General features: G+C 72.8%; 14 protein-coding genes. 7 read left to right on the top strand and 7 right to left on the bottom strand.

Annotated features, from left to right (window positions below; genetic code table 11):
• Window positions 1–17 precede the first annotated feature (17 nt).
• A complete protein-coding gene (locus TBIS_RS16345; RefSeq protein ID WP_041432486.1) occupies window positions 18–1,274 on the top strand; it encodes an MFS transporter in 1,257 nt (418 codons plus the stop codon).
• On the top strand, window positions 1,225–1,779 hold the full coding sequence (thpR, locus tag TBIS_RS16340) for an RNA 2',3'-cyclic phosphodiesterase (protein ID WP_013133510.1): 555 nt from the start codon (window positions 1,225–1,227) through the stop codon (window positions 1,777–1,779). Before TBIS_RS16345 ends, thpR begins: the two co-directional genes overlap by 50 nt.
• A 199-nt stretch (window positions 1,780–1,978) precedes the next feature.
• Here the strand turns inward: thpR and TBIS_RS16335 are convergent, their stop codons facing one another.
• A complete protein-coding gene (locus TBIS_RS16335; RefSeq protein ID WP_013133509.1) occupies window positions 1,979–2,950 on the bottom strand; it encodes an aldo/keto reductase in 972 nt (323 codons plus the stop codon).
• Between the two features lie 56 nt (window positions 2,951–3,006).
• Window positions 3,007–3,576, bottom strand: a complete 570-nt coding sequence (locus tag TBIS_RS16330) for a PadR family transcriptional regulator (RefSeq protein ID WP_206771184.1) — start codon at window positions 3,574–3,576, stop codon at window positions 3,007–3,009.
• A 54-nt stretch (window positions 3,577–3,630) separates the two neighbouring features.
• On the opposite strand from TBIS_RS16330, the gene TBIS_RS16325 reads away from it, so the two are divergent.
• The gene (locus TBIS_RS16325) at window positions 3,631–4,812 is read left to right on the top strand and encodes an FAD-dependent monooxygenase (protein WP_013133507.1); all 1,182 of its coding nucleotides are present in this window, start codon (window positions 3,631–3,633) and stop codon (window positions 4,810–4,812) included.
• A gap of 34 nt (window positions 4,813–4,846) precedes the next feature.
• Here the strand turns inward: TBIS_RS16325 and TBIS_RS16320 are convergent, their stop codons facing one another.
• The 4 genes from TBIS_RS16320 to TBIS_RS16305 form a co-directional block, all read right to left on the bottom strand.
• Entirely contained in the window at window positions 4,847–5,437 is a 591-nt protein-coding gene (locus TBIS_RS16320) for a YdcF family protein (RefSeq protein WP_013133506.1), read from the bottom strand.
• A 136-nt stretch (window positions 5,438–5,573) separates the two neighbouring features.
• Window positions 5,574–6,341 (bottom strand): hypothetical protein, encoded by a 768-nt coding sequence (locus tag TBIS_RS16315; protein WP_013133505.1) that lies wholly within the window; start codon window positions 6,339–6,341, stop codon window positions 5,574–5,576.
• On the bottom strand, window positions 6,338–6,676 hold the full coding sequence (locus TBIS_RS16310) for a PadR family transcriptional regulator (protein WP_013133504.1): 339 nt from the start codon (window positions 6,674–6,676) through the stop codon (window positions 6,338–6,340). The genes TBIS_RS16315 and TBIS_RS16310 overlap by 4 nt, the downstream gene beginning before the upstream one ends.
• A 5-nt stretch (window positions 6,677–6,681) precedes the next feature.
• Window positions 6,682–7,383 (bottom strand): CPBP family intramembrane glutamic endopeptidase, encoded by a 702-nt coding sequence (locus TBIS_RS16305; protein ID WP_013133503.1) that lies wholly within the window; start codon window positions 7,381–7,383, stop codon window positions 6,682–6,684.
• Between the two features lie 580 nt (window positions 7,384–7,963).
• On the opposite strand from TBIS_RS16305, the gene TBIS_RS16300 reads away from it, so the two are divergent.
• The gene (locus TBIS_RS16300; protein WP_148231550.1) at window positions 7,964–9,016 is read left to right on the top strand and encodes a hypothetical protein; all 1,053 of its coding nucleotides are present in this window, start codon (window positions 7,964–7,966) and stop codon (window positions 9,014–9,016) included.
• A gap of 528 nt (window positions 9,017–9,544) precedes the next feature.
• Here the strand turns inward: TBIS_RS16300 and TBIS_RS16295 are convergent.
• A complete protein-coding gene (locus tag TBIS_RS16295) occupies window positions 9,545–9,967 on the bottom strand; it encodes a CBS domain-containing protein (protein WP_148231549.1) in 423 nt (140 codons plus the stop codon).
• 288 nt (window positions 9,968–10,255) lie between these two features.
• On the opposite strand from TBIS_RS16295, the gene lhgO reads away from it, so the two are divergent.
• Genes lhgO through TBIS_RS16280 form a run of 3 tightly spaced genes read left to right on the top strand, consistent with a single transcriptional unit; the run spans window position 10,256 to window position 13,631 of the window.
• On the top strand, window positions 10,256–11,446 hold the full coding sequence (gene lhgO / locus TBIS_RS16290; protein WP_013133500.1) for an L-2-hydroxyglutarate oxidase: 1,191 nt from the start codon (window positions 10,256–10,258) through the stop codon (window positions 11,444–11,446).
• 13 nt (window positions 11,447–11,459) lie between these two features.
• Complete coding sequence (locus TBIS_RS16285; protein WP_013133499.1) at window positions 11,460–12,164, top strand: response regulator transcription factor; 705 nt, start codon at window positions 11,460–11,462, stop codon at window positions 12,162–12,164.
• A 3-nt stretch (window positions 12,165–12,167) separates the two neighbouring features.
• Window positions 12,168–13,631 carry a sensor histidine kinase gene (locus TBIS_RS16280; protein WP_013133498.1) on the top strand — a complete coding sequence of 488 codons (1,464 nt, stop codon included), beginning with the start codon at window positions 12,168–12,170 and terminating at the stop codon, window positions 13,629–13,631.
• Window positions 13,632–13,636: the final 5 nt, after the last annotated feature.

Below are 13,636 nucleotides of genomic sequence, written 5' to 3'. Positions count from 1 at the left end.
GCGGGCTCTTCCGCTCGCTGCGCAACTACAACTTCCGGCTGTTCGCCGCCGGTGGAGTGATCTCCAACGTCGGCACCTGGATGCAGCGGACCGCCCAGGACTGGCTCGTCCTCGACCTCACCCGCGGCAGCGGCTCCGCCCTCGGCATCACCGTGGCGCTGCAGTTCCTCCCGGTGCTGCTGTTCGGGCTCTGGGGCGGGATGATCGCCGACCGCTACCCCAAGCGGCGGGTGCTCATCGTGGCCCAGTCGCTCATGGGGCTGCTCGCGCTGGTCATGGGCGTGCTGGTGCTCAGCGGCACGGCGCAGGTCTGGCACGTCTACGTGATGGCCTTCCTCCTCGGCTGCGTCTCCTGTGTCGAGGTGCCGACCCGGCAGTCCTTCGTCGTGGAGATGGTCGGCCGGAAGGACCTGCCGAACGCGATCGCGCTCAACAGCTCATCGTTCAACCTCGCCAGGGTCGTCGGACCGGCCGTCGCCGGCCTGCTCATCCACTGGCTGGGCACCGGGCCGATCTACATGCTCAACGCGGTGTCGTTCGCCGCGGTCATCGCCGGCCTCGCCATGATGCGCACCGCCGAGCTGCACACCCCCGAGCCGGTCAAGCGGGCCAAGGGCCAGCTCCGGGAGGGGTTCCGGTACGTCCGGCGCCGACCCGCCCTGCTGCTGCCCATCCTCGTGGTCGGCTTCATGGCGATCTTCATGCAGAGCTTCTCGGCGAGCATCGCGCTGATGGCGCGCGAGGTCTTCAAGGCGGGGGCGTCCTCGTTCGGCATCGCGTCGAGCGCGTTCGCGATCGGAGCCCTCGGCGGCGCCTTGCTCGCCGCACGGCGGGTGGCGCCGAGCCGCCGGTTCCTGCTCATCGGGGCGATCTGCTTCGGGACCTTCCAGATCGCGGCCGCGATCGCCCCGGCGTACCCCGCCTTCCTCGCGGTGCTGCTCCCCGCCGGGATGGCGATGATCAGCGTGAACACGACGGCGAATACGATGGTGCAGCTCGGCGCCTCTCCCCACATGCGCGGCCGGGTCACCGGGATCTACGTCCTCGTGCTCACCGGCGGAGCGCCGATCGGGGCGCCGCTGGTCGGGTGGCTGACCGAGCTGATCGGCATCCGGGCCGCGGTCGCCACCGCGGGGTCGCTGAGCGTCGCCGGGGTCGGCCTCGCCCTGCTGCTGACCCGGCTCATCGCGGGCAAGACCGAGGGTGAGAGAAAGGAATCGGCGGGTGAGCCGGTTGTTCGTGGCCCTGCTACCGCCGCAGAAGGCGCTGGATGAGATCGACGCGGCGGTCGGGCGGTTGCGCGACGAGTGGCCGCTGCTGCGCTGGGTGGACCCGGAGCTCTGGCACGTGACGCTCGCCTTCCTCGGCGACGTGCCCGACGCCGTCCTCCCGGACCTTCGGGTACGGCTGGCCCGGGCGGCGGCCCGGCACCGGCCGCTCGACCTGTCGTTCACCGGGGCTGGGGCGTTCCCCTCCCCGGACCGGGGCCGGGTCTTCTGGGTCGGCCTCACCGCCGGCCCGTCGCTGACCCGGCTCGCCGGGGAGGTCGCCGCCGGCGCGCTGCGGGCCGGGGCGCAGGTGGACCGGAAGCCGTTCCACCCCCACCTCACCCTGGCCCGGGCACGCCACGGCGGCGACCTGCGGCCGCTGGTCGACGCGCTGCGCGCGTTCCGCGGGCTGCGCTGGCGGGCCGAGGCCGTGCACCTGGTGCAGAGCCACCTCGGCGCGCGGGTGCGCTACGAGACCGTGGACTCCTACCCGCTCCGTGACGACGGCTGACCGCCCGGACGCCCGGTCCAGGCGCCGCGTCCGGGCGGCACCCCGCCCCGCGCCGGCCGTACCGGAGCGCGGGGCTTGGCGCGAAGCCCACCGGAACGCACGTTAGGCTCCAAGCGTGGACCGTCCTCGTCGCTGGTTGCTGCCCACGGTGCTCACGTTGCTCGTGCTCATCGTGGTCGTCGGCTCGCTGCTGAGATGATCACCAGGCGTAGGCCTCGGGCGCCGGGCCGCCCGGGCCGGGGAAGATCTCGTCGAGCCTCGCCAGCACCTTGTCGTCCAGCGTGATCTCCACCGCCCGGATCGCGCCGTCGAGCTGCTCCACGGTGCGCGGGCCGATGATCGGCGAGGTGACGGCGGGCCGCCGGAGGAGCCAGGCGAGCGCGACGTTCGCCGGCTGCTCGCCGAGCTCGTCGCAGAGCGCCTCGAACCGCTGGATCTTGTCGCGGTGCTTCTCGAGCTGGGCGACCATGTGCTCGGCCGCCGACCGGCCCTTGTCGGCCTTGCGCAGCACGCCGGCGAGCAGGCCGCCCGCGAGCGGGCTCCACGGGATCACCCCGATGCCGTAGTCCTCGGCGGCGGGGAGGACCTCCAGCTCGACCGCGCGGTTGAGCAGGTTGTAGTGGCACTGCTCGCTCACCAGGCCGAGGGTGTTGCGCCGCCGCGCCGCCTCCTGTGCCTTGGCCAGGTGCCAGCCGGCGAAGTTCGACGAGCCGACGTACAGGATCTTGCCCTGCTGGCGCAGGACCTCCATGGCCTCCCAGAACTCCTCGAACGGGGTGTCCCGGTCGATGTGGTGGGCCTGGTAGAGGTCGATGTAGTCGGTCTGCAGACGCCGCAGCGACCCCTCGACCGCCCGCTTGATGTGCAGCGCCGAGAGGCGGTCCTCGTTCGGCCAGTCGCCCATCGAGCCGTAGACCTTGGTGGCGATGACCGTCCGCTCCCGGCGGCCGCCGCCCTTGGCGAACCACCGGCCGATGATCTGCTCGGTGACGCCCTCGCCCTTCTTCCAGCCGTAGACGTCGGCCGTGTCGAAGAAGTTGATCCCCAGCTCGTGGGCGCGATCCATGATCGCGTGGGCGTCCTCTTCCGAGGTCTGCGGGCCGAAGTTCATCGTGCCCAGGCAGAGCCTGCTGACCTTCAGTCCGGTGCGTCCGAGCCGTGCGTACTCCATGGCACCCACCCTAGGAACCGGTGCGGGCCGGTGGGCGGGGCGACACTCCGGATCGCTCAGAGCAGGTGGTCCCAGGCGAGGCGGCCCGCCTCCAGGTCCGCGACGAGCCCGCGGACGAAGTCCAGCTCGGTCTGGAGCACGGCCCGCTGGTACTCCGTCTCCACGAGGAAGAGGCGGGGGAGGAACGCCCGGCTCTGGGTGAGCTCGGCGTCGACCACGGCCAGCCGCTCCTCCAAGTGGGTGAGCCGCTCGCGGAGCGCGGCCGTCACCTCCTCGGGCGGCAGCACCGGCAGGAACGCGAGCGCGGCGGGGAACTCGGGGAACTCCCGGGCCGGCGTGGAGAGCATCTGGCGCATCCACTGCCGCAGGGTCTGGCGGCCGAGCTCGGTGGGTTCGTAGACGGTGCGCTCCGGCCGGTTCTCCTGGCGGGTGGTCTCCCGTACCGCGATCAGCCCGTCCCGGAGGAGCCGGTCGATGGTCTGGTAGACGCTGTTGCGCTGCGCGACGTTGACCACATCGTCCTTGTGCCGCTCCTTGATCAGTTGCTGCATGCGGTACGCGTGCATCGGTTCCTCGCACACGAGCGAGAGCAGCGCCATGGCCAATGGGGATCGTCGCGTCGGCATGGCACTCATCGTATCGGTCTTGCTGTGAATAGTCATGAAATGTATAGTCGCTCTATGACTATGAAGGCACTGATCATCGGTGGGGGCATCGCCGGTCCCGTGGCCGCGCTGGCCCTCCGGCGCGCGGGGATCGACAGCGAGATCTACGAGGAGTACGACCGGGGCGCCGAGGGCGTCGGCGCCTTCCTCACCCTCGCGGTCAACGGGCTCGAGGCGCTGCGGGTCCTGAACCTTTACGACCTCGTCCGCGACCTCGGCGTGGACACCCCGATCATGGAGATCACCAACGGCCGGGGCAGGCGGCTGGCCGTGTTCGAGCAGCCCAGCCGGACCATCAAGCGCGCAGACCTGTACCGGGTGCTGCGGGACGAGGCGGTCCGGGCGGGCGTGCCCATCCACTACGGCAAGCGCCTCACCTCCGCGTCCCCCACGCTGCACGGCGTGCGCGCGTACTTCGCGGACGGCACGCAGGCCGAGGGCGACCTGCTGATCGGCGCGGACGGGCTGCGCTCGCGGACCCGGATGCTCATCGACCCCGAGGCGCCGCGCGCCCGGTACGTCGGCCTGCTCAACACGGGCGGGTTCGCCGACGGGGTGACCGTGCCGGGACGGCCCGGCGTCAACCACTTCATCTTCGGCCGGCGCTGCTTCTTCGGCTACCTCATCCACCCGGACGACGGGCAGGTGTGGTGGTTCGCCAACCCGCCGAGCCGGCGGGAGCCGTCCCGGGAGGAGCTCGCCGAGATCAGCCCGCAGCGGTGGCGCGCGCTCCTGCTCGACCTGTTCGAGGGCGATGAGGGCCCGATGCAGGACATCATCCGGGCCACGGAGACCATCCCGGCCCCGTGGATCACGTACGACTTCCCGAGCGTGCCGAAGTGGTACACCGAGCGGATGATCATCATCGGCGACGCCGCGCACGCCACCTCGCCCGCGTCCGGCCAGGGCGCCTCGATGGCGATCGAGGACGCGGTGGTGCTCGCCAAGTGCCTGCGGGACGCGGACCGGCCGGTGGACGCGTTCGCCGCGTTCGAGCGGTTGCGGCGGTCCCGGGTGGAGCGGATCGTGGCCCAGGGCAAGCGCAACGGCAACGGCAAGGCGCCCGGCATCGTCGGGGCCTTCTTCCGCGACCTGATCCTGCCCGTGGTGATGCGGCAGATGGCCAAGCGCGACTCCCTGGCCTGGATGTACGACTACCGGATCGACTGGGACGAGCGGGTGGTCCCCGCCGCGTGATCACCCGCCGTGCCCGGTGCGATCAGCCGGCGCCCTACCGGTTCCGGGCGGCGAGTCTCCGCTCGCTCTGGGCCAGATCGAGCAGGCCGTACGCGGCGAAGAACGGCTTGAGCGGTGCCCACTCGCCCGGCCGGTAGTCGGCCGCCGGGACCAGCCGGGCGGCGAGGTCCGGCCGCTGCCGCCAGAGGTACCGCCGCGCCTTCTCCGCGTGGAGCGGGTTGGAAACGATCTTTATGCGCTCCCGGTCCTCGAGGTACGGGATGACGTTCCGCACGTTCTCCCAGGTGCCGCGGGACTCCGTCTCGCAGACCACCTCACCCGCGTACCCGCGGACCTCGGTCGCGTAGCGGGCCATCACCAGCGCCTCGTACGGGCCTCCGGAGAGGATCAGGCGGGTCGACGGCGCCCCGGGATCGATCGACCGCAGCCCGGCGCGGACCCGCCAGCGGTTGAGCGCGTTCGCCCGGTCAGCGCGCGGATTCCGGTAGCCCAGGACGACCACGGCCTCCGTTCCGCCGTGATCCGGGTTGGTCAGGCGGCGGGACGAGCGCCAGTGGACGAGCTCCGCCCATACGATCACCAGGCCCACCAGGCCGGCCGCCACGAGCGGACCGGTCACGCGCATCTCCTCTCTCCCCGTACGGCCCGCGTTCGCACCCGAGTTCGCACCCGACCGTACGGCGGTCCCGTGGCCTCCGTCAGGAGTCTCCACGGCGGGCGCCCTCGCCACCCCGCCGTGACGCCATGCCCGCCGGTACGGCTCAGCGTCGCCGGCGTCGCCGGTGGATGAGCTCGGCGATGGCGGCGATCGCGCCGATGACCACGAGCGCGCTGAGCGCGCCGACGGCCATGCCGAGCAGCGTGGAGGGGCCGTCGTCGTCATCGAGGCCGGCCCGGTCCAGCACGGCGAGGCTCGACAGCCCGAGTGCCACCGCGGCGGTGAAGGCGACGGCGGCGAAGCCGTACAGGGCCGGGCTGAAGAACAGGCGCCGGCCGGGCCGCGGCGGCGGGTCGCCGATCTTCGCCTCGGGGCCGACGAGCGCGGCGTGGGGGCGCTTGTAGTAGGCGTAGCAGAACCAGGTGCCGCAGGGCTCCCAGCCTTCGGGGGCGAGCCGCTGGGTGAGCGCGTCCCGGCCGGTCGGGGTGACCACCTCGCGGCGGTACTCCCAGCGCTGGGGGTGTTCGGGGTCGCGGGTGCAGACGAACCGGCCGAGCCGGTCGATGCCCTGCACCTCCCACCCCTGCTCGCCGAACTCGTTGAGCCGCTGCTGGTCGGTGAAGATGCCGGCGGTCCACGTCCACCGCTCACCCGTGGCGGTGCCGCCGTCCGCGTGGTCTGTGGTCGCGACCAGGTGTTCGGCGAAGGCGGCGGCCGGGCCGAACTCCTCCTCGGGGTCGCCGCCGCTGTCGGCGAGGTAGGCGCGCAGGTCGTCCACGGTGGCGACGATGCGCTCGGCCGGCACCCCCGCCTCGCGCAGCCGTACGGCCAGCTCATCGAAGTACAGCTCATCGAAGTAGGTGCCGCTCATCGGGACCGTCCCTTGGTCAGCACGGCCCGCACCGACTCGTCGAAGGCGAGCCAGCGGGCCCCTTCCTCCTCGAGCGTGCGACGGCCCTCAGCGGTGAGCCGGTAGTAGCGGCGGCCGGGCCCGCGCTCGGCGGCGCGGAACTCGGTCGCCAGCAGCCCGGCCTCTTCGAGCCGGTTGAGCACGGGGTAGAGGGTGCCGCCCTTGATCTGCCCCAGCCCGGCGTCGGCGAGGGTCTTGGCGATCTGGTAGCCGTAGCTCTCGCCGTCGCTCAGGCTGGCCAGGACCAGCAGGTCGAGCACTCCTTTGAGCCAGCTCGCGCGTCGATCGGCCGTCATGGGGCTCATCCTCGCACGGCCGCCGCCTCGCGCGGCCCGTCGGCCGGGCTGAGCACCAGGCCGCGCACGTCGATGAGGATGTGCATCGCGATGGGCAGCAGCAGGCCCCCGGTGCGCAGGTAGGCGAAGGTGAGGACGAGCCCCAACAGGGCCACCACGAGCATCGACTTCCAGCCCTGGTAGAGGTGACCGAACACGAACACGGCGAGGGAGAGCCCGGCGGCCACGGGCAGCGGCAGCCCCAGCACGTGGGCGCCGAGCCCGATCAGCACGCCGCGGAAGATGAGCTCCTCGCACACGCCCGCGGTGATCGACAGCGCGATGGCCTGGCGCCGCTCCTTCGCGGTGCGGGGCAGCAGCGCCGACGCCCCGGGTGCCGGGGCGGGCAGCCGCAGGCCGCGCCGCTGCGCCACGGCCACCCCGGCCACCGCGAGGACCATCCCGCCGAGAAGGGCGGCGGTGTAGGCGGGGTCGGAGCCGAGTGAGAGGCCGATCTGCTCCGGGCCGAGTCCGGCAAGGTGCGCGGTGATCAAGGCCACGGCGGCGATCGCCCAGGTCTCGGTGATCCACAGCCGGTACGTGCGGCCCAGCGCGTCCGGGTCGCGGTCCCGGGTCCGCGCGAGGCGGTCGTAGGTGTGCTTGCCCAGCAACGGCGTGATCACGGTCAGGTAGCCGACGAGCGCGGCGGCGAGTACGAGCGCCACCATTTCCCCTCCTATCTATGTCTTGTGGCCATCTATAAGTTAAAGCCAGATAAGTAGGAATGCAACCTACATAGCCGTACCTGCGCATGGGTGGGCGGCGCTCGTCCGGCGCGGCGCCGCTCGCCGCGGGTGGCGATCTGGTGGGAATGGACCGGTACGGCACGGCTCGCGGCGGTGAACCCGCCCGGGGCGGTGGACCGTACGAGCCGTCAGCGCCGTGGCGGGCGACGCTCCCGCGAACGTCCGGTGCCGTTCGCCCTGGTCGCGCCGGGCAAGGGTCCACCGGCCGGGCCGGTGCACGCCGGCCGAGGGGTGCCCGGGGCGGCGCTGCTCTCGCTGTTGCCGGGGCGCGCCCGCCGGGATGGCGGCCGTGGCGGGCGGGCGCGTCTCCTCCCCCTCCGTACGGCCGGCGTTCGCACCCGACCGTACGGCGGTCCCGTGGCTTCCGTCAGAGTTCTCCACAGGGGCGCCGCCGGGCTGCGCGGCCGAGCCGCGCATCGGGGAGGATGGCCGCATGCGGAGTGCGGCAGCGGCGTGGACACGGCGTGCCCGGCCCGGCCGCCGGCGCCGGTCCCGGAGGCCGGTGGCCCTCCTGGCGGCGCTCGCGGCGGTGTGCGCCCTCGCGGCCGGGGCGCCGGCTTCGGCGGCGGCCCATCCGGCGGTACGGCCGGCGGAACGGCATGCCCCTGCGCTCGCGGCGGCGGCGGAGGGCCGGGAGCGGCTGGTGTTCCGGTTCCGGGACCCGCGCATCCGGGAGTCGAGCGGGCTGGCCGCCTCGCCGACGCACAAGGGCATCGTCTACACGATCAACGACAGCGGCGACGGCCCCCATGTCTACGCGGTCGGCATGGACGGGCGCACCCGGGCGACCTTCACCATCGCCGGTGCGACCGCCCGCGACTGGGAGGCCATAGCGGCCTCGGTCGACCCGGCCACCGGGCGCGGGGTGCTCTGGATCGGCGACATCGGCGACAACCTCGGCACGTGGCCGGACATCTCGGTGTACCGGGTCGCCGAGCCCCGGTCGCTGCGCGACGCGACGCTCCGGGCCACCCGGTATCGCCTCCGCTACCCGGACAGGCCGCGCGACGCCGAAGGCCTCATGGTCCACCCGCGAACCGGCCGGCTGTACATCGTGAGCAAGGAGTTCTCCGGATCGGTGTACGCGGCCCCCGCCAGGCTCCGGACCGACCGGGTGAACGTGCTGCGCCGGGTCGGCCCGGCCCCGATGATGGCCACCGACGCGGCCTACGCCCCGGACGGGTCGAGCTTCGTGATCCGGACGTACTTCTCGGCGTCCCTCTACCGCGCGCCCGGCAGGCTCATCACCCGGCTGACCATGCCGCCGCTGGATCAGGCGGAGTCGATCACCTACACCAGGGACGGCAAGGCCCTGCTCACCGGGTCGGAGGGCGCGCACAGCCCGGTCTACCGGGTGCCCCTGCCCGCGTCCGCGCGCCCCAAAGCGACCGCCTCGCCCACCCCTTCGGCGCTCCGGCGGACCGCGCGGCCCACGGCGAGCGCCCGGCAGGGCGGGGGTGGCGGCGCGCCCAGGTGGGCGCTCCTGTTATGGGGCGGCCTCGCGGCCGGGGCCGCCGGGTTGCTCGGCCTCATCGTGTACCGGCTCCGCCACTGACCGGGACGGCCGCCGATGCCGTGGCATGCGGGCCACACCGCTCGCGAGCGCGCCGCCCCGCCCGGAGCGCCGGATGAGTACGCGCGCCACGCGGGGATGACGAGGCCATGCCATGCCACGGACGGACGAGGACATGCCGTGCCAGGGAGTGGGCGGCGATGACCCCCTACTCGGGGCAGGCCACCACACCGGATGAGCTCGGCGTACCAGCGGGCCGAGGAGCGGGTGGCGCCCGACGGCGACGGGGTCGCCTCCAAGGGCGTCAAGCCGACGTTCGTCGCCGACGTCCCGTACGGCATGGGGGTGTCGAGCAGGTCCTCGACGCGGCGCAGCAGCCGCACGCGCGGGTGCGAAGACGCCGGGCCGCGCACTGGGCGGAGACATGCCACATCACGCGGGACGGGGGAGATGAGCATCCGCCGGACGATGATCCCGATATGCCATGCCCGGTGCGCGGGACGGGGGGAGAGCATGACGAAGGCCGGGCGCTCCCCACGGCGACGCCCGGCCCCCGGACCGTCCGTGCCATCAGGTCGTGGCGTAGACCCGGTGGACGAACTCGGCGAGCATGTCGTCCGGCAGCTCCTTCGCCAGGTCCGCCTCGCTGATCATGCCCACCAGACGCTTGTTCTCGATCACCGGCAGGCGCTTGATCTGGTGCTGCTCCATCTTCTGGAGCGCCTCTTCGACGCTGCACTGCGCGTCCACCCAGATCAGGCTCCCCTGGGCGCACTGGCCGACCGTGGTCCGGTCGAGGTCCACGCCCTCGGCGCAGCACTTCACGACGATGTCCCGGTCGGTGATGATGCCTTTGAGCCGGTCGTCCTCCCCGCAGATGGGCAGCGCGCCCACGTTGAGATCGCGCATCATCTGCGCGGCTCTGCGGAGGCTGTCGTGCTCGCCGACGCACTGCACGCCGCGGTGCATGACGTCGCGCGCCGTCTTCCTCATGCTTCCTGTGCCCATGGTGAACCTCTGTCCCGATTGTCGTCTTCGTCCGGTTTATGCCCCGGGAAATCAAGATCAGTAATCCGGGGCCGGTCACCCGGGCACGATTCCGGCGGCTCGCGGCACCTCGTTCGCCCCGGAGCGGCCGGTGCCGTCCCGCGCGGATGCGGCTCCACGGGGGCGCGTCGGATCCGAGGTCCGGTCGGCGAATAAGATCCGATCTTTGCGAAAGGGTATCTGCGGGAGAATATCCGGCATGGTCAGTTCGAGACGTTCGCCCGCCCTGCCGACATGAAGGTCGGGGTGATCGGCGCCGGCATCCTCGGCCTCGCCGTCGCCAGAGAGGTGGCGCGGTTCGGCGCCGAGGTGATCGTGCTGGAGAAGGAGGCCCAGGTCGCCGCCCACCAGACCGGGCACAACAGCGGGGTCGTGCACGCCGGGATCTACTACGCGCCCGGCTCGCTCAAGGCCCGGCTCTGCCGTGACGGGGCGGCGATGCTCCGCCAGTACTGTGCCGAGCACGGCCTGCCGTACCAGGAGGTGGGCAAGCTCGTCGTCGCGGCCACCCGCGCCGAGCTGCCCCTGCTCCGCCGCCTCGCCGACCGGGCGCGGCAGAACCGGGTGCCGGGCATCGTGGAGCTCGACGCGCTCGGCCTGCGCGAGATCGAGCCGGACGCCGCCGGGGTGGCCGCGGTCTACTCGCCGCACACCGCGATCACCGACTTCGCCGCCATCGCCCGCCGCCTCGCGGAGGACGTCTCGGCCTCCGGCGGCCTCGTCCTGCTCTCCCACCCGGTCCGCGGCGTCCGGGAGACCTCGCGCGGGGTGGAGGTGCTGGCCGGCCCCTCCCGCTTCCGGTTCGACACCCTGATCGTCTGCGCCGGGCTCGGCACCGACCGGATCGCCTCGCTGGCCAAGGCGCCGGGAGAGGTGCGGATCGTCCCGTTCCGGGGTGAGTACTACCGGCTCGCCCCGTCGGCCAACGCCCGGGTGCGCGGGCTCATCTACCCGGTGCCCGATCCGCGCTACCCCTTCCTCGGCATCCACCTCACCCGGCGGATCGACGGTGAGGTGCTCGTCGGCCCCAACGCGGTCCCCGCCCTCGCCTTCGAGGGCTACACCTGGCGGGACGTCTCCCTCGCCGACCTGCGGCGGATCATCGCCTGGGAGGGCACGCGGCGCATGGCCGCCCGGCACTGGCGGACCGGGATCAAGGAGATCTACGGCTCGCTCTCCAAGCGCGCGTTCCTCGCCGCAGCCCAGCGCTACCTGCCCTCGCTCACCCTGGACGACCTGATCAAGACCGAGGGCGGCGTACGGGCGCAGGCGGTGACCCGGGACGGGCGGCTGCTCGACGACTTCGCCATCGACGTGCAGGGCAGGGTGGTGCTCGTCCGGAACGCGCCCTCCCCGGCCGCCACCTCGAGCCTCGCCATCGCCCGGCATATCGGCTTAACGGTGCCCTTACCTCACACCCCGTAGATTCGCCGACGCCATGGTCACCCAACCTCCCGAAGCGCGTCTGCTGGTCGTCGAGGACGAGCCGAACATCCTCGAGCTGCTCTCCGCCAGCCTCAGGTACGCGGGGTTCGAGGTCACCACGGCGTCGACCGGGACCGAGGCGGTGGCCGCCGCGCAGCGGCGCCGGCCCGACCTGATCGTGCTCGATGTCATGCTGCCCGACATGGACGGCTTCGAGATCGTCCGCCGGCTGCGCGGCTGCGGAAGCCAGACGCCCGTGGTCTACCTCACCGCCAGGGACGCCACCGAGGACAAGGTGCGCGGCCTCACGCTCGGCGGCGACGACTACGTGACCAAGCCGTTCAGCCTCGATGAGGTGATCGCCCGGATCCGCGCGGTGCTCCGCCGGACCGCCGGTGACCCCTACGTGCCCCCGCCCCGGCTCACCTTCGCCGACATCGAACTGGACGAGGAGTCGCACGAGGTCTGGCGCGGCGGCGAGCCGATCATGCTCTCGCCGACCGAGTTCAAGCTCCTCCGGTTCCTCATGCTGAACGCGGGCCGGGTGCTGTCCAAGGGCCAGATCCTCGATCACGTCTGGGACCACGTCCGGGGCGAGGGGATCGTCGAGTCGTACGTCTCCGCGCTCCGGCGCAAGATCGACAAGGATCGCCCGCGGCTCATCCACACGATCCGTGGCGTCGGGTACGTCATGCGGCTGCCCTCGGACGGCGGCTGAACCGTGCGCGGCGGGTTCTCGCTCCGGTTCAAGCTCAGCGCGGCGATGCTCGTGCTGCTCGCGGTCGCGCTCGTGGCCATCGGGGCCGCCAGCGTGTCCGTGCTCGGCGACTACCTCATCTCCAGGGTCGACATCCGGCTGGCCGCGACCGCCCGCGACGCCGTCATCCGGCTCAACGCGGTCCGCGGCGTCCCGCAGCCGGGGGCCGTGCCGCCCGGGCTCGCCCGGTTCCGGGTGCCGCCGGACGGGCGGATCGAGATCCGCGACGGCACGGGCGCGATCGTGTTCGCCCAGATCGGGATCGCGGTCGAGGGACGGCCCGGCCCTGGGCGGGTCACCTCGGCCGAGCCGCGGACCGTACGGGCGGTCTCCGGGGCGGGGCGGTGGCGGGCGATGGCCGTCCCCATCGCCGAGGACCGCGTGATCGTCGTGGCCGAGGACCTCACCCAGGTGCGGATGATCATCGCGCGGCTCACCCGCATCGAGCTGCTGTGCGGCGGCGCGGTGCTGGTGGTCTTCGCGGTGACCGGGGTGGTCATCGTACGGCGCAGCCTCCGGCCGCTCGCCGAGATCGAGGCGGTGGCCGAGGCGATCGCGCAGGGCAGGTTCGGCACCCGGGTCCCGGAGGAGAACCCGCGGACCGAGGTCGGCCGGCTCGCCCGGTCGCTCAACGGCATGCTCGCGCGGATCGAGGCGGCCCTGCGGGCACAGGCGGCCTCCGAGGCGGCCGCCCGGGAGTCCGAGGCCCGCATGCGGCGGTTCGTCGCCGACGCCTCGCACGAGCTGCGCACCCCGCTCACCTCGATCCGGGGGTTCGCCGAGTTCTACCGCCGGGTGCCCGGCTCCGACCCGGACCGGCTCATGGCGCGGATCGAGAGCGAGGCGACCCGGATGAGCCTCCTGGTCGAGGACCTGCTGCTGCTCGCCCGCCTGGACCAGCAGCGCCCGCTCAGCAAGCGGCCGGTCGACATGCTCGCCATCGCGGCGGACGCGGTGGGCGACGCCAAGACGCTCTGCCCGGACCGGGACGTCTCGCTCGAGGTCGAGGCGGAGGAGGCGCTGATCGTCATGGGGGACGAGCAGCGGCTCCGCCAGGTCGTCGGCAACCTCATGAACAACGCGGTCACCCACACCCCTCAGGGCACCCCGATCACGGTCCGGGTGGGGACCGCCGGTGGGGCGGTGTACTTCGAGGTCGAGGACGCGGGGCCGGGGCTCACCCCGGAGCAGGCGGCGCGGGTGTTCGAGCGCTTCTACCGCGCCGACCCGTCCCGCGCGCGGGACAACCAGGGCGGCAGCGGGCTCGGGCTCGCCATCGTCGAATCCCTGGTGAAGGCGCACGGCGGGACGGTGAGCGTGCGGTCCGAGCCGGGGAAGGGGGCCGCGTTCCGGTTCACCATCCCGCTCGCGTCCGACCCGGCCGAGCCCGCACCGGTTGCCTCACACGGCGGCGATCCCGGCGCGTGACCGCC

Origin of the sequence: Thermobispora bispora DSM 43833 (assembly GCF_000092645.1) — a bacterium.
GTDB lineage: Bacteria > Actinomycetota > Actinomycetes > Streptosporangiales > Streptosporangiaceae > Thermobispora > Thermobispora bispora.
The sequence above is the reverse complement of the archived record's forward strand: the minus strand, read 5'-3'. Positions and strand labels throughout refer to the sequence as shown.

What these genes read in the sequence shown, in the direction of transcription:
- TBIS_RS16305 (WP_013133503.1), bottom strand. Translation starts at nt 7,383, where the DNA reads ATGGTGGCGCTCGTACTCGCCGCCGCGCTCGTCGGCTACCTGACCGTG.
- TBIS_RS16325 (WP_013133507.1), top strand. Translation starts at nt 3,631, where the DNA reads ATGACTATGAAGGCACTGATCATCGGTGGGGGCATCGCCGGTCCCGTG.
- TBIS_RS16335 (WP_013133509.1), bottom strand. Translation starts at nt 2,950, where the DNA reads ATGGAGTACGCACGGCTCGGACGCACCGGACTGAAGGTCAGCAGGCTC.
- TBIS_RS16330 (WP_206771184.1), bottom strand. Translation starts at nt 3,576, where the DNA reads ATGCCGACGCGACGATCCCCATTGGCCATGGCGCTGCTCTCGCTCGTG.
- TBIS_RS16320 (WP_013133506.1), bottom strand. Translation starts at nt 5,437, where the DNA reads ATGCGCGTGACCGGTCCGCTCGTGGCGGCCGGCCTGGTGGGCCTGGTG.
- TBIS_RS16295 (WP_148231549.1), bottom strand. Translation starts at nt 9,967, where the DNA reads ATGAGGAAGACGGCGCGCGACGTCATGCACCGCGGCGTGCAGTGCGTC.
- TBIS_RS16285 (WP_013133499.1), top strand. Translation starts at nt 11,460, where the DNA reads ATGGTCACCCAACCTCCCGAAGCGCGTCTGCTGGTCGTCGAGGACGAG.
- TBIS_RS16315 (WP_013133505.1), bottom strand. Translation starts at nt 6,341, where the DNA reads ATGAGCGGCACCTACTTCGATGAGCTGTACTTCGATGAGCTGGCCGTA.
- lhgO (WP_013133500.1), top strand. Translation starts at nt 10,256, where the DNA reads ATGAAGGTCGGGGTGATCGGCGCCGGCATCCTCGGCCTCGCCGTCGCC.
- TBIS_RS16310 (WP_013133504.1), bottom strand. Translation starts at nt 6,676, where the DNA reads ATGACGGCCGATCGACGCGCGAGCTGGCTCAAAGGAGTGCTCGACCTG.